The sequence below is a fragment of the Chryseobacterium sp. SC28 genome, assembly GCF_003932955.1.
Classification (GTDB): domain Bacteria; phylum Bacteroidota; class Bacteroidia; order Flavobacteriales; family Weeksellaceae; genus Epilithonimonas.
Genome location: NZ_QOVY01000005.1, coordinates 20,871 through 41,301, shown reverse-complemented (window position 1 = coordinate 41,301; position 20,431 = coordinate 20,871). Strand labels below are relative to the sequence as shown.

The 20,431-nt window shown below is 39.4% G+C and carries 24 protein-coding genes; 8 read left to right on the top strand and 16 right to left on the bottom strand.

The genetic code is table 11. The features are described 5' to 3' along the window. Positions 1–5 precede the first annotated feature (5 nt). Complete coding sequence (locus DTW91_RS04540) at positions 6–857, top strand: hypothetical protein (RefSeq protein WP_125202214.1); 852 nt, start codon at positions 6–8, stop codon at positions 855–857. A 2-nt stretch (positions 858–859) separates the two neighbouring features. On the opposite strand, the gene DTW91_RS04535 is transcribed toward DTW91_RS04540, so the two are convergent. From DTW91_RS04535 to DTW91_RS04460, 16 genes are all read right to left on the bottom strand, one after another. Continuing rightward, complete coding sequence (locus DTW91_RS04535; RefSeq protein WP_002993158.1) at positions 860–1,243, bottom strand: response regulator transcription factor; 384 nt, start codon at positions 1,241–1,243, stop codon at positions 860–862. Positions 1,244–1,516: 273 nt separating this feature from the next. Beyond that, complete coding sequence (locus DTW91_RS04530; protein WP_002993159.1) at positions 1,517–1,816, bottom strand: helix-turn-helix domain-containing protein; 300 nt, start codon at positions 1,814–1,816, stop codon at positions 1,517–1,519. After that, entirely contained in the window at positions 1,797–2,108 is a 312-nt protein-coding gene (locus DTW91_RS04525) for a helix-turn-helix domain-containing protein (RefSeq protein ID WP_125202213.1), read from the bottom strand. Before DTW91_RS04525 ends, DTW91_RS04530 begins: the two co-directional genes overlap by 20 nt. Before the next feature lie 178 nt (positions 2,109–2,286). Then, entirely contained in the window at positions 2,287–2,574 is a 288-nt protein-coding gene (locus DTW91_RS04520; RefSeq protein WP_125202212.1) for a molybdenum ABC transporter permease, read from the bottom strand. A 111-nt stretch (positions 2,575–2,685) separates the two neighbouring features. Further along, on the bottom strand, positions 2,686–3,135 hold the full coding sequence (locus DTW91_RS04515; RefSeq protein WP_125202211.1) for a DUF3872 domain-containing protein: 450 nt from the start codon (positions 3,133–3,135) through the stop codon (positions 2,686–2,688). 13 nt (positions 3,136–3,148) lie between these two features. Continuing rightward, the gene (locus tag DTW91_RS04510) at positions 3,149–3,709 is read right to left on the bottom strand and encodes a conjugal transfer protein TraO (protein WP_125202210.1); all 561 of its coding nucleotides are present in this window, start codon (positions 3,707–3,709) and stop codon (positions 3,149–3,151) included. A 20-nt stretch (positions 3,710–3,729) separates the two neighbouring features. Then, complete coding sequence (gene traN, locus DTW91_RS04505; RefSeq protein ID WP_047095550.1) at positions 3,730–4,629, bottom strand: conjugative transposon protein TraN; 900 nt, start codon at positions 4,627–4,629, stop codon at positions 3,730–3,732. Positions 4,630–4,653: 24 nt separating this feature from the next. Then, a complete protein-coding gene (gene traM, locus DTW91_RS04500) occupies positions 4,654–5,994 on the bottom strand; it encodes a conjugative transposon protein TraM (RefSeq protein ID WP_125202209.1) in 1,341 nt (446 codons plus the stop codon). After that, positions 5,981–6,265 carry a hypothetical protein gene (locus DTW91_RS04495; protein WP_024566592.1) on the bottom strand — a complete coding sequence of 95 codons (285 nt, stop codon included), beginning with the start codon at positions 6,263–6,265 and terminating at the stop codon, positions 5,981–5,983. Before DTW91_RS04495 ends, traM begins: the two co-directional genes overlap by 14 nt. Before the next feature lie 18 nt (positions 6,266–6,283). Further along, positions 6,284–6,712, bottom strand: coding sequence for a hypothetical protein (locus DTW91_RS04490; RefSeq protein WP_013632615.1), 429 nt, complete (start codon positions 6,710–6,712; stop codon positions 6,284–6,286). A 12-nt stretch (positions 6,713–6,724) separates the two neighbouring features. Then, positions 6,725–7,348, bottom strand: a complete 624-nt coding sequence (gene traK / locus DTW91_RS04485; protein ID WP_125202208.1) for a conjugative transposon protein TraK — start codon at positions 7,346–7,348, stop codon at positions 6,725–6,727. Positions 7,349–7,367: 19 nt separating this feature from the next. Beyond that, positions 7,368–8,363 carry a conjugative transposon protein TraJ gene (gene traJ / locus DTW91_RS04480; RefSeq protein ID WP_125202207.1) on the bottom strand — a complete coding sequence of 332 codons (996 nt, stop codon included), beginning with the start codon at positions 8,361–8,363 and terminating at the stop codon, positions 7,368–7,370. Between the two features lie 3 nt (positions 8,364–8,366). After that, positions 8,367–8,999: a DUF4141 domain-containing protein gene (locus tag DTW91_RS04475; RefSeq protein WP_125202206.1), complete on the bottom strand. Its 633-nt coding sequence runs from the start codon at positions 8,997–8,999 to the stop codon at positions 8,367–8,369. A 28-nt stretch (positions 9,000–9,027) separates the two neighbouring features. Further along, positions 9,028–11,532: a TraG family conjugative transposon ATPase gene (locus tag DTW91_RS04470; RefSeq protein WP_125202205.1), complete on the bottom strand. Its 2,505-nt coding sequence runs from the start codon at positions 11,530–11,532 to the stop codon at positions 9,028–9,030. After that, positions 11,529–11,858 (bottom strand): DUF4133 domain-containing protein, encoded by a 330-nt coding sequence (locus DTW91_RS04465; protein ID WP_002978492.1) that lies wholly within the window; start codon positions 11,856–11,858, stop codon positions 11,529–11,531. Before DTW91_RS04465 ends, DTW91_RS04470 begins: the two co-directional genes overlap by 4 nt. A gap of 11 nt (positions 11,859–11,869) precedes the next feature. After that, entirely contained in the window at positions 11,870–12,175 is a 306-nt protein-coding gene (locus DTW91_RS04460; RefSeq protein WP_002979435.1) for a DUF4134 domain-containing protein, read from the bottom strand. Positions 12,176–12,432: 257 nt separating this feature from the next. Between DTW91_RS04460 and DTW91_RS12830 the strand changes: the two genes are divergently transcribed. The 7 genes from DTW91_RS12830 to DTW91_RS04425 are packed head-to-tail and all read left to right on the top strand — an operon-like array spanning position 12,433 to position 20,414. Then, entirely contained in the window at positions 12,433–12,648 is a 216-nt protein-coding gene (locus tag DTW91_RS12830) for a helix-turn-helix domain-containing protein (RefSeq protein ID WP_109570615.1), read from the top strand. 7 nt (positions 12,649–12,655) lie between these two features. After that, on the top strand, positions 12,656–13,552 hold the full coding sequence (locus DTW91_RS04450) for a hypothetical protein (protein WP_125202204.1): 897 nt from the start codon (positions 12,656–12,658) through the stop codon (positions 13,550–13,552). Next, a complete protein-coding gene (locus DTW91_RS04445) occupies positions 13,549–13,839 on the top strand; it encodes a hypothetical protein (RefSeq protein ID WP_124803739.1) in 291 nt (96 codons plus the stop codon). The genes DTW91_RS04450 and DTW91_RS04445 overlap by 4 nt, the downstream gene beginning before the upstream one ends. Beyond that, entirely contained in the window at positions 13,829–15,604 is a 1,776-nt protein-coding gene (locus DTW91_RS04440) for a DUF2326 domain-containing protein (RefSeq protein ID WP_125202203.1), read from the top strand. Before DTW91_RS04445 ends, DTW91_RS04440 begins: the two co-directional genes overlap by 11 nt. Continuing rightward, the gene (locus DTW91_RS04435; RefSeq protein WP_125202202.1) at positions 15,605–16,417 is read left to right on the top strand and encodes an endonuclease; all 813 of its coding nucleotides are present in this window, start codon (positions 15,605–15,607) and stop codon (positions 16,415–16,417) included. 31 nt (positions 16,418–16,448) lie between these two features. Further along, a complete protein-coding gene (locus tag DTW91_RS04430) occupies positions 16,449–18,590 on the top strand; it encodes an ATP-dependent nuclease (RefSeq protein ID WP_125202201.1) in 2,142 nt (713 codons plus the stop codon). Between the two features lie 3 nt (positions 18,591–18,593). After that, entirely contained in the window at positions 18,594–20,414 is a 1,821-nt protein-coding gene (locus tag DTW91_RS04425; protein WP_125202200.1) for a UvrD-helicase domain-containing protein, read from the top strand. Positions 20,415–20,431 lie beyond the last annotated feature (17 nt).

The following is a 20,431-nucleotide window of genomic DNA, read 5'->3' as shown; positions in this document are numbered from 1 at the left end:
AGACTATGGAGAAAGCCGAAAAAATAAAACAATTACTATCCAACCAATTTGAGTTGGATTTATTTGAAGCTTCAATTGCTAGCTTAAATGATCGAACAAACAAACTTCGCTTTAATAATTTTGCATACTCTATAAGGGAGTTGTCACGACATTTTTTATATAACCTTGCTCCGGAAGAACGTGTGAAAAATTGTGTTTGGTTTAGCCCCGAAACTGCAGACGGAAAACCTACAAGAAACCAAAGAATTAAATACGCAGTCCAAGGTGGAATAGACGACACTTTTTTAGATCGTTGGGGATTTGAGGTTGACGAACTCAAAGACATGATAAAGGATGTAAAAGAAACAATCAATACTTTAAGCAAGTATACCCATATTAATCCTGAGGTGTTTAATATTAGCGATTCTGAAATTGAGCGTATGAGCCAAGATGTACTTAACTCTTTTATTAGTTTGGTAGAAACAATTGAGAACTATCGTGAAGATCTTAAACAATTCCTTGATGGACATATCGAAGAGCATATGGTATCATCCGTTGTAACTAATTTTTTTGAGAATGTTGATCGACTTGCACCTCACCATTCACTGGAATATAGTGAAGTGTCAGAATATCATATTTCAGAAATTAATGAATATGAAATTGTAGTGGACGTCTTTGGAGATTTACATGTGATTCTTGAATATGGGTCTAATAAAGAAAGACGTGAAGGTGATGGATTAGACTTGCCAGAAACATTCCCTTTTGAAACGAAGATACGCTATCAAATTGAAGAGGATTTTCCGTCCTCTAAGTTTGAGGTCGATGACTACGATGTGGATACTTCAAGTTGGTATGGAGACGATGATGATGAAATATAGTCTTAAGCACTGAAGATAGCTTTCTTGAAATCATCAACATCGCTTCCAAGTAGTAGATAACTTGAAAACCCAATCTCTAAAAGAGATTTCCCAACTTTCTCATCATCAATATCGCTATGGGCAACCAGTTTGATTGCAGGGTACTCTTTCCTTAATTCTTGAAGCTGTTTAAGCACATTTTGGTCGTAAAAATCCAAGTCAATAATACAGACTTTGGGGAGTTCATTCAATGAAGACAACTGTGTTAGCCCATTTTCAATGCTTTCTGACCGAGATAGTATTTCCATTCCAGATGCAGCGAGATCTTTGCAGATGTTATCGGTTACAGGGCTTTTGTCATTGATAAAAGACAGGGAGATTGTTTCTTGTACAGTACCAGTTTTCATACGTTACCTTTTTTTGAGTTAGATGAAGTTCCTGCACAAAAAGAAAGCGCAGGCAACTACACTTACCGCACATTGAGGTACTGGTATACCCGACAACGAATAAGCGAGCGCCCACGCCTATGGCATGAGCGTTCTTCCTTATCGTCCCGTTGTCTAAAAATTACCAGTTTTCAATGTGGGACTTAAAGCAAAAACACTTTAAGTATTTCTATATTTTACATAGCAAAGATACTAAACTCGTTTCGATATAGAAATATGATTGCTTGAAATCCGTTACTTGTTCTTTTGTCCATTGCAGACATAGTTTTGTTCAAGTATCCGTAAAAGGTCGGTTTGCTTAAAAATGATTTTGCCGCCTATCTGGATGTATGGGAGTATTTGGTCATCACGATATTGCTGTAAAGTCCGTCTGCTGATATGTAACAGCTTGCACACATCTTCGCCCGAAAGATATATTTCACCGTTCATTACAGGACGGTAGTTTTTTAATATCTGTTCGATACGATTTCGTAGCTGTGTAATCATTTCCCTGTGGGCGATGATATCGTCACTATCATTCGTGAATAAATCCATTTTCAGTAGTATTGTCCAGCTGTCCGGCTTCGAGCAAAGCCTGTACATCTGAGCGTTTATAATAATTTTTACGGTTCAGTTTTGAATACGGTAATAGTCCTTTGCTTTTGTAGGTCTGTAAAGTCCGCTTGGTAATGTTCATCATCAGACATACTTCCTGGTTATCGAGCCATTGTTCCGCTTTAAAAATGGGCGTATATTTCTGTGTGGCATTTTCGGTCAATTCCAAAAGTGCTTTTAGCTCATTTTTCATTCCGTCTAGTGCCGACTTTTGTATTGCAATTACTTCCATTGTTTGCTCAATTTTTCTGTGGAAGTCGAATTTAGCAAGGCTTATTATGGGGTTGAGAAATGTTGTACCTATTGGCATTCAAAGGCAGTGTTTGGCGGTTTACTTTGATGTAAACAAAAAAATCGGATAGCCCAAAAGGTTATCCGATTTTACTTTAAGTATTATCAGAAAATTTGTGTCAGCGTTGGGCGGGTTGTTCTGTTTTTACTTTTTTCTTTTCCTTGTCTTTTTTCATTTGTGTATATGACCAAATAAATAGAATACCGATGATAATCAAAGCGTAGGCAATCCATTTGCCGATACGTTCTATAAAACGGGTAAATACAGATGCTTCAAAGCTCGAAAATCCCTCTGCACCTACGTCATTACGCCTGTAAAATTTTCTACGGCTTATCCAATAGACAAGTCCTATCCCTATAACGAGAGGAATAATACCCAGCACTAATTGAGAAGTAACCGCATCCATATTTATTGAGATTATAAATCAAGTAAATTTAAACAAAAACATCTTATACCGAAAGCCGGAAAGCAAAAAAACCGACCTGTACAGTCGGTTTTGCTTTTATTTAAGTAGCATTTAATCACTACTGTTAAACTGAAAGCTCAATTGCTTTTCATTTCCAAAACCATCCGAAATCCAAACATCAAAAGATTGTGATACGGTAGATGTTGAAGTGTAATACAACCGGAACTGCTCCGTTGGCAATTGATATAGGTCATTGGGCTGATACGGCGGTTCATTGTAGTATTGCAATGTTCCCTGTCCATCAAACTGGAAGTAACGGAGAAAATATTGCGTGTTGCTGTAATTGCCTGTACGCTGTATGGTAATACGTATTTCTACGGTCTGTCCGTTGGCAACATCTTTGGGTACTGGCATCACGTTTACCTCGAAAGGAAAATCGTTCTGTATTTCAAGTTCATCATCTTTGCTACAAGATACCAAAGAAACCGAAGCTGTGAGGATTGCCAGCAATACGTATATCGGCAGTAATCCTATTCTGAATTTATTGAATATTGCTATCATTGTTTTTTACGTTTTAAAAGTTAAACCTTAATCCCACACCTGCCGACGGTCGGAATTGTTCTAAGTCTGTCCCCCATAAAACCTTTGTGCGCCCTTGTAGGACTAATACAAAACGGTCGGACAGGTAGGTTTCAAAAATGAGGCGACCGCCTGCTCCGTAGATAAAATTATCTTCGCTCAATATTTTCGCACCGTCGTACAGCATCGCTTCGCCCCGGTTGATGGCTTCGTAACCGACCACGCCCGTTACGGCGAAATTCAGCGTAATGTTCTTACGGGCATCTCCCAACAAAAAGAAGCTGTAACCGCCCTCTGTGGAATAGGTTTCCTGCGGTATGCGCAGGTCTTTGTAATCGTGGTACTGGTGGGTATATTCCAACGCCCAAAGCTGGTAATTACCATTTTTACCGTTTATGGTCATTGCTGCGCTGATGTAGTAATCATTGCCAATCTTATCATTGGACAATAAACCTGCACTTATTTCCAATCCTTTTTGCTTCGGCAGCATCCTTTGCGCCTGTGCAGCCGTGATGCCTATCAGGACAAGCAGCACGGTATAGATATACTTTTTCATATTCTTGCTTTAAAGGGTTATTAAAATTTCAGGTGCATATCGTCAATCAAACGGGCTTTGATTAAATCGGAATTTTCGACCTGCAATGTTTGATGCCTGCCGCCGTTCTTCTCGAAAATCTCAATCAGCAACACCTTATCATCGGCAATGGTAAACTGGTCTAACAGGAAAACATTTTGTTCGGTCGATTTTCCGGCAATACCGTCCAATGGCTTGTAAGTTCTCAACGGAGTTAAAGGGCGTTCCTGGACTACGGTGCGTTTGGCTACCTTTTTATCCACGACTTTGAAATTGATAAAATCAATCTCGAAAGGCACATTGGTACGGTTTCTCAATTCCGTATGGAAATAGTATTTGCCGTTGTGTATGTAAATCCCTTTCAGGATAAACTGAATGCCGAAACTTTTAGCCCCGATATGCTTTACAATGCGCTTGTCTTTCTTGTAAATGGTTTCCAGTAACAAGCCTGCCAGTGAGGGCGAATTGTTGCCCAGTTCCTCGAAAAGCACGTCGTTACCTTTGGCTTTATCCACCGCTTTTTGCATTGTGAGCAGGTCGTAGCTCAAAGCCTCCGGGTAGGAACTGTAATACACGTTGAAGCTGTAAAAACGCCCGTCATTCGTGATAACGGAAAAATTCGTTTCCGGCTCAAAGTCCCTTACCGATGCTTTTACACGCAATACGTTTTCGGCATCTTCAGCCTTACCTGCAATCAGGTATTCGCTGCCCAAATCCACGTAACGAATGGCGGTCGGGAAAATCAGGTGCGAAGTTTTATCGTAGGTCACTTCCATACGGTACGGTTCTATCTTGCCCAATGCAAGCGGTGTTTTTGCAGTTGCACTGTCCTGTGCATAAGTTGTTACGGCAAAGCCGAGTATCAGAGCAATAGCCCAAAAGGTTTTTAAATGATTTTTCATTGTTTTATTTATTTGAGTTCAACATTATTTTTTAGATACAAGGAAGACCTGATAGCCTGCTTTCAGCGTAACCTTTGGCGTTCTTACTTTCTTGGCGAAATAGCCCGAAATACCCTGTACCACGCCACGGCTAAGGTCAGCCGCCACCTGCTGTCCGGCATTCTGCGTGAGCATTACGCTTGTTCCTCCGGTCTGGCTCATATTGCCCGCCATTTCAGTAAGGGCATTGATTTCCGGCGAATACGGAACGTACAAACCTTGTTGCCCGTCCAAATCGTAAATGGTAATATCTACCGGGATGATGTTGCCCTCCAGTTCTACGGAGGTAACTTTTAATTGCAACCTGCCATTCTGAAATTTTGCATTAGCCGTTACAATCGTTCCTTTGGGGATGGTACGCTGCGGAGTTTTAGCAGGCTCTAACAGGCGTAAACGCACACCCGTTTCGCCAACTACCGTTTGGGCTTCGTGTACACAGGCTTTGATACTGTTTTTAGGCTGTACCACCTCTTCAGTAGAACCTGCGGTATAGAACCCCCTGTTTTTTGTTTGGCTCCAATCGGCTGCAAAGGCACTGTCCGACGGTTCACGGTACAAGGCTGATACAATGTTCTTTCTTGTTGGTGTGAACGATACAAATTGCTCTTTTTGGTTAGCACCCGCAGCAGCAGGAGTTGCACCGATGGCAGGAGCAGCGTTTCCGGTATTGGCATTTTGGGGAAGATACTTTGCTGCCATTTCATAGGATTTCTCCATTAATTTGAGTTGGTCGTCAACGGTGGCCACAGGTGGCACATCTTTTTCCGACAACTTTGCTTTCAGTTCGTCCACTTGCTTACGGAGTTCCATTGTTTCAGCATTGTCATTATTATAAAATGAACCCAGTGTGCTTTGTGCATTACGGTAGCTGTTCAATGCAGAATTTCCGTTTCGTCCCGAATTTCTGCCACCACCGCCAAAGCCGTTGCTTTCTTCATCTTCTTCAGGTAAGTTTTCTTCATTGTCAGCAGATGCACTGTCTTCAGTATTCCAATAATCAGAAAGCGTGGTTAGCGCATTCCGCTTTTCCTGCTCTTTGCGTTCGAGCATTTCCTGCTCATACGCCTTGCTTTTATCATCGGGCATCCCTGCTCCGGTAGCCTGCGGTACAGCATCGTTCAACCCGATATTTTCAACCGCTTTTTTATCTTTCGACGGTTTAAATATGAGGTACATACAGCCGAGAAATACCACGCCCATCAAAAGGAATATGATTGGCTTTTTGAGCTTATCCTTATTGCTCTTTTTATTATCCGGCAGATTTGATGCTCCGTTTTGGTCTTCTCCCTCAACGAGAAAGCTGACCCTTTTTTCATTTTCTTTCATAAATCTGATTTTTTAAAATTGTTGATACACTATCCTGCAACCTTGCAGGATTTTTACTTTTAAGGACAGGGTTCTCGATATGCTCTATGACCATACCGTTACCGGACTTTGAGGTATCGTACATCACTTTGCCAATGACCGCTACGGTAAGCAGCAGATAACCCACAAAGAAGTACAGCGTATATTGGTGCTGTTTGCGCAAGGGCAACGCCCGCCAACGTTCGTCCAGCTTGTCAAAGTACCTGTCCATATTTGCTCTTAATTTTTTCATAGCCTTACTATTTCTGTGTTACAGCTTGAAACGCTTAGGACTTTTACCCGCCTGTTGCTTCGGCGCATCGTTAACCAGTGCGACCGCTTCCGTTAATTTGGGTGCGGACATTACGGACAGGTTTGCCAGTTCCGTTTTTTTGAGTAATTGCCCAAAGCCGTCTTTCTTGGCTATTTCCATTCGGCTAAGAGAGAATTTTCCATTCAGGTATTTTACCCACATATTGCATTCTACACAGGGCTTGTCATCGCCCGACCATTGTAGGTAGCCTGTCAGCAGTAAGTCCTGCTTAGGCAAACTGTCTGCACCTTTTTGGCAGCTTTCGAGGTATTCGCTGATGCTGTCTTTCAGCTTTCCGGCATACGCTCCCTGCGTATGGAAATACCCGTTATATCCTTTGTCGGTAAGGATTTTTGCGAACGTGCTTAAATCTGATAATGCTTCCATAAGATTGTTTTTTTAGCGTTCGATGACCTCTATATCCTTATTTTCCACGACTGCAAATTTTTCAATATTGAAGCCCTGCGGATTATTGTCGGAACGAACGGAGTTGACGAGATAGCAGGAAGTAATCAGGTTACGCCTGGTTACGTTGCTTGACCGGATAATGAACTGTTTGGCATAGGTACGCACTGCATACGGGTAGTTGTCGAAGTTGCACACGACACTATCCACCTCTATGCGTTGCTGCACGTTCCCCGAAATGATACGGCTGTAATAGCCCTTTTCCGACAAGTCTTTGTAGTAATCAAAAGCACTTTTATCGGCAAGGTTGAATGCCCTGCTCATATTGCTTTCAATAGCGTTCTTGTCGGGCGCAAGCGTAAAGAACAGTTCGTGAAATCTCCTTACGTGTTCCCTTGCCTCAACCGGGCGGTTGATGCTCGCATCCTGCGATAAGGCAAGCATCAGGGATTTGCCGTTATCCAGTACATAGATTTTTTGGCGTTGTTCTTCTGCAAAGCGGTAGGAACGCCATACGGTGTAACCTACCACGATAATGCAGAGAACCGCAAACACAATGGCATATAATCTTATCTGCCTAAAGCTGTTTTCGATATTTCTTAGCGTTTTAAATTCCATTTTTTAGAATGATTAATGATTATTTATTCATCAGTTTACCGCCGATGTTTCCAACTGTTGAACCTGCGCCTGCTCCGGCGATGTTTCCGGCTTTCATTGCTGTGGAGTTTACATTGCGGGTAAAGTTTCCTGCGCCTCCGGCTTGGATTACCCAACCTGTTACTGTCGGGATAGTGAAGTACCCGATGATGCCGATAATCATAAAGATGATGTACACGGTATTGCTTGTATCAGGTATATAGGTAGGGTCGGCAAGCATTGCTATATCCCGTTCTAAAATGAGGGATTGTATTCTTGCCAACATTGAGCTGAACAAATCCGAAACGGGAAGCCATAGGTAAACGCTGACGTACCTCGTGAGCCATTGCGAGAGCGTGGACTGAAAGCCGTCCCACACGGAAATAGCAAAGGCTATTGGTCCGAGTATGGACAGGACTATCAGGAAAAACGTTCGTATGGTATCAATGACCAAAGCCGCCGCCTGAAAGAGTATTTCCAATAGATTGCGAAACCAATCTTTTAAGGCTTTCTCTATCTTGTAGGCTTGCCTGTCCATATACATACCCGCCATCGTACCAATGTCGGAGGGCGACCATCCCAGTTCGTCCAGTTTTTTATCAAACTCTTCGTCTGATACCATATAGGCGGTTTCGGGGTTCCTGACCATTGCCTCGTATTCCAACTGGTCTTTCTGCTGTTGCAGCTTGTTAAGGTCAAGCACCTGGTCTTCGAGTATTTGGTGGGTTCCTACCACCACCGGGCTTAATACCGCATTGATGGTTCCCAAAACAATGGTTGGGAAGAACATAATACAAAGCCCCAAAGCAAACGGGCGCAGCAAAGGGAACATATCAATAGGTTCGGCACGGCTTAAAGCCTGCCAAACCTTTAATGCCACATAGAACAATGCTCCCAATCCCGCCAAACCCTTAGCAACTGCCGCCATATCGCCTGCAAGTGGCATCATATCATCATAAAGCGACCGCAGGAGTTCGTGAAGATTATCCCATTCCATAGTTTACCAGTATTTTTGGTTAGCAGTTCCGTAGAGTTCAAGCACTCTTTGGGCATCGTTTTTCTTTTTCGCTCTTAGGTAGCTTACAGAAATGTTTTTGTTGGTGTAGTAACGTACAAGGCTGTGGTAATCCTTTACCTCTTTGTACACACGGTCAATAACATCCATACGCTCTTTGTCATTGAGTGAAAGGTCTGTGGCGGTTATAATCTGCTTCAACTCTTTTAGCAGTTCGGTACTTTCATTAAGCAGTGCAGAATAACCGTTGCCGATAGCGACCAATTCCTGCGGTGTGAAATTTGGGTCGTTCATCATCTTGCCAAAATTCTGCACGTACATTTCGGACACATCCCCGACCAACAATACCGTTTGCTGCACCTTACGGGCATCTTTTACAAGGTTGTTGATGGCTTTCAGCTTGTCGTAGTATTCCTTACCCTGGTCGTACACTTTCTTCACTTCGTTGAAGTTCTTTATCACATTGCTCACGGTCGAAGAAGTCTGTATGATTTCGTTCGCAGAGTTGATAATGCCCGAAGCCAAATTAGCCGGGTCGGTTACAACCCACTGGGCTTTTGCTGACGGTGCTACGGCGAGCATCAGTGCCGTACACACCAGATACAATACTTTTTTCATTGTTTCTGAATTTTTAAATTGTTAATGACTATTGATTTGAATTGTCCCGCCTTTGCATTGCGATATGCTTAATGGCGAGTTCTACATTACCATCCAGTTCGGAAGCAAGCTGCATTACTTCCATTTTTTCGGTTTCTTCTGTCGTGTAGGCGAGGTATTCCTCCAAACTAACTTCGGTGGCATAGACTGCCGAGTGCGTACCACCTAAGCCAATCCAAACCTCTTTGTAAAGTCGGCTTGCATCGTTGTTCATATTGATGGAAAGTACCTGCCCTTTCTCTTTGTCCGTAAGTCCGAGCATCGCCTGTATGTCATCAAACTTGTTCATATACTTGCGTTGGTCAAGCAGGATTTTACAGTCGGAGTTATTGATGATACTTTCTTTCACAATGGGCGACTGGATGATGTCGTCAACCTCTTGTGTTACTACAATCGCTTCCCCGAAGAATTTGCGGACGGTCTTAAACAAATACTTGATGTATTCCGCCATTCCCTCTTTCGCTATCGCTTTCCAAGCCTCTTCAATCAGGATGAGCTTACGAATACCTTTCAGTCGGCGCATCTTATTGATGAACACCTCCATAATGATAATCGTGACTATGGGAAAGAGGATTTTGTGGTCTTTAATCGCATCAATCTCAAACACGATAAAGCCTTTGGATAAGAGGTCTAACTGCTTGTTGGAGTTCAGCAGGTAATCGTATTCCCCGCCTTTGTAATAGGGTTCGAGTACGTTCAGGAAGTTGGCAATATCAAAGTCCTTTTCCCTGACCTGCTTTTCTTCCAGTACCTTGCGGTAGTCGCCTTTTACATACTCATAGAAACCGTTGAATGACGGGTAAACATCTTCCGTTTTGATACGCTCGATATAACCGCTTACTGCATTGGAAAGGGCAACTTCTTCCGAACGGGTTGGCGGCTCATCATCACGTTTCCATAAAGTCAGTATCAAAGTCTTGATACTTTCCCTTTTCTCAATGTCGAACACGCCATCATCGGTATAGAAAGGGTTAAAGGCAATCGGGTTATCTTCGGTATAAGTGAAGTAAACACCGTCTTCGCCTTTGGTCTTTCCTTTGATGAGTTCGCATAAGCCCTGATAAGAGTTACCCGTATCTACCAACAGTACGTGTGCGCCCTGTTCGTAATACTGCCGTACCATATGGTTAGTGAAGAATGATTTACCACTGCCGGAGGGACCAAGTATGAACTTGTTCCGGTTCGTGATGATACCACGCTTCATAGGCAGGTCGGAAATATCCAAATGGATAGGTTTTCCTGTAAGCCTGTCAGCCATCTTGATACCGAACGGCGAGGGCGAATTGTGGTAGTTGGTTTCTTCCGTAAAGAAGCACAATGCAGGCTCAATAAAAGTGTAAAAACTTTCCTCACTGGGGAAGTCGCCCGCATTGCCCGGCATTCCCGCCCAATACAAAGTTGCTACGTCCGTCGTGTTGTGCCGGGGCTTACACTCCATCAGTGCCAACGCACTACCGCAATCATTCTTTAGCTGTTTCAGTTCCGCAGGGTCTTCCGACCACGCCATAATGTTGAAGTGCGCACGGATAGATGACAGCCCGAAGCTGTGGGCTTCGTTCAAATACTTTTCTATCCACTCTTTGTTGATTTGGTTGGCACGGCTGTACCTTGCCAGTGAGTGCATATTCCTTGCGGACTTCTCAAACTTTTGCAGGTTGTCTTCGCTGTTATCCAAAAAAATGTACTGGTTGTAAATGTGGTTACAGCTTAACAGTAAACCCACAGGTGCGGCGAACGACAGACGGCAGTCGCTTCGGTCGGTGGACAGCTTCTCAAAGCGGGTATCTGCCGATACCGTTCCGGGCAGGTCGTCCGTATCGGAAAGGGTGTGCAGGCTTAACCTTTTGTTGCCGATGCGTACTTCTTCGTTTCCGAGTGCGATGTCCTGCATTGGTGTTCCTGCTCCCCTCGATAACGTGAGGTATTGCTCCAATAATCCCTGTGTATCGTCCATTCCGATAATGTCCTCTTCGGTCAAACGCCGCAGGCTGACAAAACCGCTATCGTTCACGATACGCTCAAACTGGGCAACCGCCTCCATAAAGCGGTGTATCGTTTCCTTGTTCCTGATTTCCTTTGGTATCAGCGTACCTTTGCAAAGCGAACTGAAGTTGCTTTGCATCCGCATTCTTTCCTTTGTAGTCTTTGTCAGAAACAGGTAACAGTAATGGTTTAAGAATGGTCGCTCGTTGAAATGACGTTGATAAGACTTCGATAAAAAACTCTGGTCTTCAATTGCCAAATCAGGTGCATAGCTTTCCTTGATGTACCAGTCCTGCTTGTGAATGACCGTAAAATCAGGCAGGGTTTTGATAGCCTTGTGCCAGGCGGAATGTATCGCTTCATATTCCGCAGAAGCTACCGTGAACAGTTCCGGCAAGCGCACTTCAAAGCAGGCGGTAATGTCCGCATCTTTGGATAAGATGCAGTTGTTCTCTACTGCCAACAAAGGAAATTTGTTTTCCAGTGTGGTGGTCTTTGCTACATTTCTCATACGGCATTCTGTTTAGGTGTGAATTTTAAATAGCGGTGTACAGGCTTGCGGCAGATGATGTAGCGGGGATGCCTTTTATTGGCTGCAATTTTCATTAGCCCGTGTTCGCCGTACTTCCTGTTGAGCGAAAAGGTCTGCCATACGATGAGCGAAGCACCGCCTGCCCCGAGGAACAGGCAGATGTAAGAGTTTACGCCTGCCATATACAGTATCATCACGAGGATAAGCGTACCGAGCAGCCCACCTGCGAAAATGAACAGGTATTGTGCCTTTAGCCCTTTAAATTCCACCGTCCTGCCGATGCCTTTGTTGATATTGTAATTCATAAGGCAAAGGATTAAAGGAAGAATGAACGCAGGATAGTAGCGGCAACAATCAAGAAGATACACGCACCAAACCACGAAGCTGCGGTCTTACTCGTGTCAGGGTCGCCGGAACTGAATTTGTTGTACACTTTAACGCCCCCGATTAACCCGACTACCGCACCGATGGCGTAGATTAATTGCGTTGCGGGGTCGAAATAACTTGTTACCATTTGGGTAGCCTCGTTGATACCTGCCGAGCCGTTTCCCTGTGCGAACGCACCAATTCCTGACAGCATTGCCACGGCTGCCAGCAAAACTTTTTTTCTCTGTTTTTCCATAATTGAAACACATTAATTTGTTACTGTTTATCTCGCACCTTGCGAGCTTTCGGGACAAATGTCTTGTGGAAAAAGAGGCGTTATAAGAAAGTGGCAGTCAAAGGAAGTGTTTGGCTGTGAGTGGCTTTGTTGGTGGGGACTTCCAGAACGGAAGTACAAATGATGGGAGGCTTTTATTGCAATTTACAGTTGGTTCAATGCAACTTTTAAATTACATTTGTACATTCATAATAAAGTCAATTTTAATCCTTTTTGAGATGAAAATATCAGGCAGACATATTGGAGAAATGCTGAAGGAAGCCAGAGAACAAAGACAGCTAACTCAAGAACAATTAGCCCAAAAAGTGGGTAAGAAAAGGAGTTACATTTCTAAGGTCGAAACTGATTATGGCAATAATATCAAACTTCAAACCCTTAAAGAGATAGTAGAAAAGGGATTTGACGGTACGGTTAAAATTAATTTGGAACTCTGATTTGTATATGGATAAATTATTGAAAAACGCTTTTAAAATGCAAATTCAATCCAAAGAAGGATTTGAGTTCGAAGAATTTATTGATGAACTGTTTCTTTTGAAATATGGTGTTGATAACTATACGCCCATCAGGAGAAATAAGGATAAAGGCAATGACGGTACTATTTTACCCGAACAAAAAATATTGGCTTGTTATGCGCCAAGAAAATATAGCAAAACTGATTTTGAAACAAAAGTTTTAGGTGCAGTAAACAAAGAAGGAGATTTCGAAAAATACAAGAAAAACTGGAAAGATAAATTTCCAAATTGGGAAATGTATGTAAACCACGAAGTATCACCGGAACAATTTACGCTAATTCAGGGTTTGGATGGCAATACTTCGATTAAGGGCATAGACCAACTTCTTTCTATTGTTGATGAACTTGTATCAAGTAAAAAAAGAAAACTTGCAGCCTATTTGGGGATTGAAAACTTTTTTATACAGGACTATATTCAGGTAATCATCAATGATTTATTGAACGCTTCCAACGAAGAAGACAAGGCTCTGCATTTCGACAAGAAATCATTAGTTCCTCCCCAAAAGAAAATCGAACTCAACTTTGAGCAGGAAGATTGGGATGGAATGAACTCGGAAATGGTATTGGTTATGGCGGAGTTTAATACGATTACCAATATACTTTCGGGATATAATGATGATGAGATTAATACCCTAAAAAGAAGGGTTATAAATGATTACAATAAACTTTCAGGAAATTTCAAGGAGAGATTATATAACCTGACCGACCAATATACAACGGCATATGGAAACATTAAAGATGATGAATATGTAAAATGCGTAAAATCTATATTGTTGTATATGTTTGAACAGTGTTTAATAGGCAGAAAAACAGAAAATGAACTATGATATTACCGCAGCCAGAAAGCAATCTTAAAACCAACCTTATGGTATTGGGAGCAGATATTATTAGTATTATGGGTAATTCTCCGTTTAAAAACAAATATATCATCGTGGATGATATAATGAATAAGTTTTTAAACAGGGATAAAGATAGAACACCCGACCTTTTTCTATATGCTTTAACCTTTTTGCATACAATTGGCAGTATTGAGAAAAAAGGGTATAAAATCAAATTGGTGAAGAAAGAAATCCAAGAGGAAAATCAAACAAGTTTATTCGACAATGTTAATTAGAATATATTCAGAAACCAACCTTATAGATGCCGTTCCATTTCACAATGGAATAAACATCATATTGGGTAAATACTCTGGGGATAAAGAGGCACGAGGGATAAATGGTATTGGCAAATCTACGTTGGTCAGGCTTGTTGATTTCACTTTATTAAGCGGTAAAGCGGAAAAAAGATTTGCTCAAAAAAAGTATGACTTTTTACGGGATGATGAACACTCTATTACTTTAGAATTTGAAGTGCAAGAACAAAAGTATTTTATTAAGAGAGGCTTTGCCGATACTAAAAAAATATTTTTCGGGAAGCGACCTGATACTCTTGATGAGTATGAAAAATCTGAAATGCCAAAATTGTTAGAAGGAATATTTTTCCCGACAGAGAACAACGAAGTGTTTTTTGAAGGAAAAAGGTATGGAACCTTGATGGAATTTTTTGTTAAGGATGATTTGCAAAGTCAGCAAAGAGTTGACCCTTTAAATTTTGTTTCTTACAATGCCAATGCAAGAGAAAAGGCATTGTACAATTTTTATTTGCTTAATCTTCCAACTAAAACACTTTTAAAGTATAATGAAGTTTCTTCTGAATATGAAAGGTACAATAGCACAGTAAAATTATTATCTGAAAAAGTTAAAGCAGATACAGGTAAAGACATTCAGGAGTTTAGAACCGAGCGGCTAAAAATTGAAAAAGATATTTCAGCACTTGAGAATAGTTTGAAAGAATACAACTTTCTTGCTAACCACAAAGAAATAGAACAAAAATTAAATCAGGTTATATCTGAAATTAATGAGCAATCTATCATCTATCATAATACAAACCGGAAATTAGAAAAACTGAAATCCTCTTACAATGATGTATCATCTATTGACCTGGATAAAATTCGTAAGCTCTACAATGAAACGGTAGCAACATTTGGCAACTTTGTAAAAAGAAGTTTAGACGAAGTTATCGACTTTAAAAAACAACTTCTGGCAAATAGGAACAAATATCTGTTAGAGGAAGAAAAGAAATTGCAATCATCAATAGACCAAAGTTTAACACAGCTTGAAAAATTAGAAAAGAACAGGAGCCAATTATTTTCATTACTAAAAGAGAGAGGTGCATTGGACAGGATTGAAAGTACCTATGAAAGATTAGTCAATGAAAAAACACTTTTAGAACGGAATACCTCAATTGTAAGGGAAATTGACGAAATAGAGGAAATATTAGGAAACTCCAATATTGTCATCGCTGAATTAAAGAGAGATATTGTCAGCGAGCTAAATAAGCATCAAACCTATCTTGATGAGTTGAGATTATTATTTCAGCAAATTCTCGAGAATGCTATTTATTTGGATGAAGAATTTGATAACTCTTATTTTAATATCACATTAAACTCTACTTCGCCGAGAAACCAATTACCTTTTAAAATAAGTTTGGAAATTCCCAAAGCTGATGCTTTAGGACAGGAGCGTTTGAAAATTGTAGCGTATGATTTAATGGTATTCTTAAAAAGCAGGATTGACAAACGGAATATCCCAGATTTTCTTGTACACGATGGTGTATTTCACGCCATATCATACAAAACAATATCCAATGTTCTGAACTATATGTACCACAAATCAAACGAGCTGCATAACTTTCAATATATCCTTACTTTCAATGAAGATGAAATTGATTTAAACGGGGATGAGAATAAGTTTGGCAAGTTTGATTTTGACTGGTCTAAACAAGTAATTGCTGAATTTTCAGATACCGAGCAGGAAACAATTTTTAAACGATTTTTTTAAATGGCGAAATATCAATTACCACCTTTAAAAGATGAAAGGTTATTCGAGGAACTCACTTGTGATTTATTCAATTTTGTAGAGAATACCTCGTCATATGTGAATACAGACTTTCAGACGTTTGGTGTGAAAGGACAAAATCAGAAAGGTATTGATGTCTTTTCTTCTAAAACCAAAACGGTAATTCAGTGTAAATTGAAAAGCATTGGCAGAAAAGACGAAACTATTAGGAAAAATCTAATTCAGGATATAAATGCCGATTTAGAAAAAGCAAAGGATTTGGCGATTGATTTCGACAAATTTGTTTTTGTTTCTACATTCCGTGACGATGCTCAAATACAGGAGTACCTAAATCAAATTAAAAGAGAACAGGAACTGCCCTTTCATCTATATTATTGGGGATGGGATACCATAACAAAGCATATTGAGCAATCAGAGGCGTTACTGCATAAGTATTTTCCAAAGTTTGTAAAGAAAGCCAAGCCTGTAAAAGCAAAAATTGAATTACCCGACGGAGCGTTGGGTAAAGAGCTTTCCAAGAAGAACTACATTGATTATTTAAAAAAGCGATATGGCGATTGGAAACAAATTGAATTAAGTAAAAAGGGAGAAAAATTCAATTGGGCTGCTTTTACTATTTCATTGTCTAAAAGATATAAAGCGTCAGGGATTAATTATGTTGATGTTCGGCATTTTGATGACTTAGTATCGTATCTAAAAAGCCGGATTGATGGAACAATAATGGGGAAAGTGAATAAGTCTAAAGGGATAAAAAACTATTCCGTGTTTGAAGAGTTTTCGGAAACTGAAATCTAATAGGTTTCAAACTTAAAAACCTTATCTTCTAATGTATATTTCTAAAGTCAGCTTGGTCAATTATAGAAATTTTGCAAATGCAAGTTTTCAATTTAACAAAGGAATAAATACCATAATCGGAGAAAACGGTTCTGGAAAAACAAATGTATTTAGAGCAATAAGGCTATTATTAGAAGATGCCTCCTTGCAATATGCTTATAAACTGACCGATGGAGATTTTAATAGGTCTTTGGACAAGGGAAAATGGAGAGGTCATTGGATTATTATCAGTATTGAATTTGATGAGCTTAACGATGAAGAGGCAATACAGTCATTGTTCATTCACGGTGTTGGAGTTGCCGCAGAAGATTATGTAAAAAAAGCTACTTACAACCTTTTCTTTCGTCCTAAAGCGGACATCAGACAAAAACTTTCCGAATTAGCTGAAGGAGATACCGTTGGATTACAAGCCATACTTGACAACATAACAATCCAGGATAATTACGAAACTTTCTTTACTGGCAAAAGCACCGCTGATTTTAATGACCCTGATGTATATAAAGAACTTGTAGGCGATTTTGAAAATGTTATTTTTCCATCTACAATTGATACTTCTAAGTTTGGCTCTAAAATTCCACATCAGTTATCTGTTTCCAAAGAAATATCGTTCACATTCATACAAGCGTTAAGAGATGTAGTAAGTGATTTTCATAATAATAGAACTAATCCTTTACTAACTCTTCTAAAAAATAAAAGTGGAGAAATCAAAGAGGAAGATTACCAACCTATAAGCGATTTGGTTGAGCAATTAAATGAAAGCATTGAAGATTTGCCCGATGTACAAAATATAAGGTCAGATATAAAATCAACCATTCAGGATGCTGTCGGTCTTACCTATTCCCCATCTTCATTGTCTATTAAATCGAGTGTTCCCAATGAAGCCGAAAAATTGTTACAATCATTAAAACTTTTTATCGGAGAACCAGGGGAAGATTACGAAGGGGGTATTCACGAATTAAGTTTGGGAGGTGCTAATCTAATATTTTTAACCCTTAAATTACTTGAATTTAAGTATAGAAAATCAAAAGATACATTTGCCAATTTCCTTATTATTGAGGAACCGGAAGCCCATATACATAACCATATTCAAAAGACCTTATTTGACAAATTGGATTATGGAGATACTCAAATTATCTATTCTACTCATTCTACACAAATTTCCGAAGTAAGTAATGTTGAGAATATAAACATCCTTGCAAAGAAATTAAATTTTGCGGAAGTATATCAACCATCAACTGGTTTAACACCTGAAAGCATCAATCAAATACAGCGTTATCTGGATGCTGTAAGAACCAACCTGTTATTTGCAAAAGGAGTAATATTAGTTGAAGGCGATGCAGAAGAGATTTTAATCCCTATAATGGTCAAAAAAGTATTTGGAGTAAGTCTTGACGAACTTGGAATTAGCCTCATCAATATACGAAGTACAGGCTTCGAGAATGTAGCCCAACTTTTCCACGATAGCCGTATAAGAAGAAAATGTGCAATTCTAACAGATTTAGATGATGCGATTTGTGATACAACTATTAATGACGATGATAGCGACCGATTAAAAAAATACAAGAGAAAAGTGGAGGCATCTAAACAAAGGGGCTTAGAACGTAAAGCTAAATTAGATGCTTTTGAAGCGGGGAATGATTGGATAAAAGCATTTTATGCTGATTATACTTTTGAAGTTGATTTTATAACCGAAGGTAATGAGGAAGAGGTAATAGCTATACTTGACCAAGTATATACAGACCAACCAACAAGAGTACAAGCTAAAACTGATATTGAAGATGATGATGTTGCGGTTTATGGAAAGCGTGTGCTTACAATGGCTAAACAGGAAGGTAAAGGTTGGTTTGCTATAATGTTAGGCAAGCATATTTCTTTCAAGACGGAAATTCCAAACTACATATTTGATGCCATTCTTTTCGCCAAAGAAACATACTCCAACAATATTATTGCCGACATCATTGAATATAGGATGAACAAACATTTTTATGATGATGATGCTTTGGATTTTTCATCTTGTAGGGAGAACCTAACGAAGTATAGAGCCGAAGAAGCAACTTTAGATGACCTTGCTTTTGACTTGGACTTGGTAATACCAGATGACCAACTATTAACATTCATAGATAAATTGAAATAGGCTATGTTCATTTGGGAAAAAGGAAGTTTGAATGATGAGCAAGAAGTTGCAATCTTGGAGAAAGATAGTGTACTCTTGATTGCCTGTCCTGGTAGTGGAAAAACGAGAACGCTTACATACAAAATCGCTTACGAATTAAGCAGGCTAAATTCCAATAAAGAGTTCGTTATTGCAATTACATACACGAATAACGCTGCTGATGAAATTAAAGAACGGGTTGAATTATTGGGGGTTGATACTACACAATTATGGATTGGTACAATTCACTCATTCTGTATGGAATGGATATTAAAGCCTTATCATCTGTATTCTGAAAGGTTGAAAAACGGGTTTAAAGTTTGTAATTCCTTTGATACTGAAAAGCTCCTAACCGAATTATGCAAAAAATATAGCAATCCAAAAGTTACTTTTTATGATTTTCAATATTATGCTACCATAAATGGTACATATAAGTTTACATCAAAAAATAGTAATCAGAATAAGCATATCAAAGCTATTCTTCAAGAATATTTCGGAATATTAAAAGAGAATAATCAATTGGATTTTGAGCAGATACTTTTTTATGCTTATGAATTATTGAAATCAAAGCCAATCATTTGTACCATCTTATGCAAATTATTTCCATTTATTTTGATTGATGAATATCAAGATACTAAAGAGATACAATACCATATAATATCAAAAATATTAAGTGCAAACAACGGGTGTTCAAAAACATTAATTGTTGGCGACCCTAACCAATCTATTTATCATTCTTTAGGTGGTTATCCGATGCCAAAGGATGATTTGGAAAAACTTTTGGGGTTTAACTTGATACAGCTGAGTTTAGACAAAAATTACAGGTCATCTGAAACCATAATAAATTACTTCGATTATTATAAAACATTTGCTACCCCTATTATAGCATTCGGAAACGAAAAAGATTATAATAGTTTAATCACATATAACTTATCGGTTTCGTTAGATAATTTGATAGAAGAAATTACAAAATTGATTTTGTTTAATGTCCGTGAAGCCGGAATTAGCCCTAATGAAATTTGTATTGCAGCACCTCAATGGGTTCAGATTGCAAGTATTACAAGGAAGCTAATGATTAGACTTCCGGATTTTAGTTTTGACGGACCCGGTATGGCTCCGTTTTCACGGGACATTGAGAATTTTTGGTTTAAAGTTGCAAGAATTGTTTTGACAGAACCATCGCCCTATATGTACGTTCGTCGTTTACGTTGGAGTAAAGAAGTTTTGAACGAACTTGATGCTGCGGGAGTAGATGTATCAAACTTATCAAACAAAGAGTTTTTGAAAATCTGCAATTCAATTGAAGTGAATGAAAATGATGGTTTAACCTACTTACGTTCTTTCTTTGAAAGAATTTGTGAAAACCTGAAAATACAAATTCAGAATTTCCCGTTACTTGAAGAACATCACACATCATTTTTTGCAAGTTCTGAAAATAGAATACAAAGGCTTATTGACGAGGGAAATCCATTTATTGGAGAGATTGAAAATTTTAGAAAAGTTTTCAGGCAAAGAGATGGTATAACCGTTTCAACTATTCACGGTGTAAAGGGAGAGGAATATGATACAGTAATAGGCTTTGCTCTCCTTGATGATTATGTCCCGCACTTCAACGATGCGAACGGATATGAAAATTCCAAAAAATTACTTTATGTTTTAGCTTCAAGAGCCAGAAAAAATTTGCATTTAATTTCTGAAACATCAAGGGGTATAAATTATTATAATCCAGAGGGGAAAAGCCCAACTCCTCATTTGCTCGAATATAATTATGAATATTCGATTGTTGCACTTGACAATTTCGATTGAATAAATAACAAAAGGGA

What these genes read in the sequence shown, in the direction of transcription:
- DTW91_RS04460 (WP_002979435.1), bottom strand. Translation starts at nt 12,175, where the DNA reads ATGGAAAAACAGAGAAAAAAAGTTTTGCTGGCAGCCGTGGCAATGCTG.
- DTW91_RS04525 (WP_125202213.1), bottom strand. Translation starts at nt 2,108, where the DNA reads ATGGAAGTAATTGCAATACAAAAGTCGGCACTAGACGGAATGAAAAAT.
- traN (WP_047095550.1), bottom strand. Translation starts at nt 4,629, where the DNA reads ATGAAAAATCATTTAAAAACCTTTTGGGCTATTGCTCTGATACTCGGC.
- DTW91_RS04430 (WP_125202201.1), top strand. Translation starts at nt 16,449, where the DNA reads ATGTATATTTCTAAAGTCAGCTTGGTCAATTATAGAAATTTTGCAAAT.
- DTW91_RS04470 (WP_125202205.1), bottom strand. Translation starts at nt 11,532, where the DNA reads ATGAGAAATGTAGCAAAGACCACCACACTGGAAAACAAATTTCCTTTG.
- DTW91_RS04540 (WP_125202214.1), top strand. Translation starts at nt 6, where the DNA reads ATGGAGAAAGCCGAAAAAATAAAACAATTACTATCCAACCAATTTGAG.
- traK (WP_125202208.1), bottom strand. Translation starts at nt 7,348, where the DNA reads ATGGAATTTAAAACGCTAAGAAATATCGAAAACAGCTTTAGGCAGATA.
- DTW91_RS04520 (WP_125202212.1), bottom strand. Translation starts at nt 2,574, where the DNA reads ATGGATGCGGTTACTTCTCAATTAGTGCTGGGTATTATTCCTCTCGTT.
- DTW91_RS12830 (WP_109570615.1), top strand. Translation starts at nt 12,433, where the DNA reads ATGAAAATATCAGGCAGACATATTGGAGAAATGCTGAAGGAAGCCAGA.
- DTW91_RS04535 (WP_002993158.1), bottom strand. Translation starts at nt 1,243, where the DNA reads ATGAAAACTGGTACTGTACAAGAAACAATCTCCCTGTCTTTTATCAAT.
- DTW91_RS04490 (WP_013632615.1), bottom strand. Translation starts at nt 6,712, where the DNA reads ATGGAAGCATTATCAGATTTAAGCACGTTCGCAAAAATCCTTACCGAC.
- DTW91_RS04445 (WP_124803739.1), top strand. Translation starts at nt 13,549, where the DNA reads ATGATATTACCGCAGCCAGAAAGCAATCTTAAAACCAACCTTATGGTA.
- DTW91_RS04495 (WP_024566592.1), bottom strand. Translation starts at nt 6,265, where the DNA reads ATGAAAAAATTAAGAGCAAATATGGACAGGTACTTTGACAAGCTGGAC.
- DTW91_RS04440 (WP_125202203.1), top strand. Translation starts at nt 13,829, where the DNA reads ATGTTAATTAGAATATATTCAGAAACCAACCTTATAGATGCCGTTCCA.
- DTW91_RS04465 (WP_002978492.1), bottom strand. Translation starts at nt 11,858, where the DNA reads ATGAATTACAATATCAACAAAGGCATCGGCAGGACGGTGGAATTTAAA.
- DTW91_RS04475 (WP_125202206.1), bottom strand. Translation starts at nt 8,999, where the DNA reads ATGAAAAAAGTATTGTATCTGGTGTGTACGGCACTGATGCTCGCCGTA.
- DTW91_RS04435 (WP_125202202.1), top strand. Translation starts at nt 15,605, where the DNA reads ATGGCGAAATATCAATTACCACCTTTAAAAGATGAAAGGTTATTCGAG.
- traM (WP_125202209.1), bottom strand. Translation starts at nt 5,994, where the DNA reads ATGAAAGAAAATGAAAAAAGGGTCAGCTTTCTCGTTGAGGGAGAAGAC.
- traJ (WP_125202207.1), bottom strand. Translation starts at nt 8,363, where the DNA reads ATGGAATGGGATAATCTTCACGAACTCCTGCGGTCGCTTTATGATGAT.
- DTW91_RS04425 (WP_125202200.1), top strand. Translation starts at nt 18,594, where the DNA reads ATGTTCATTTGGGAAAAAGGAAGTTTGAATGATGAGCAAGAAGTTGCA.
- DTW91_RS04515 (WP_125202211.1), bottom strand. Translation starts at nt 3,135, where the DNA reads ATGATAGCAATATTCAATAAATTCAGAATAGGATTACTGCCGATATAC.
- DTW91_RS04530 (WP_002993159.1), bottom strand. Translation starts at nt 1,816, where the DNA reads ATGGATTTATTCACGAATGATAGTGACGATATCATCGCCCACAGGGAA.
- DTW91_RS04510 (WP_125202210.1), bottom strand. Translation starts at nt 3,709, where the DNA reads ATGAAAAAGTATATCTATACCGTGCTGCTTGTCCTGATAGGCATCACG.
- DTW91_RS04450 (WP_125202204.1), top strand. Translation starts at nt 12,656, where the DNA reads ATGGATAAATTATTGAAAAACGCTTTTAAAATGCAAATTCAATCCAAA.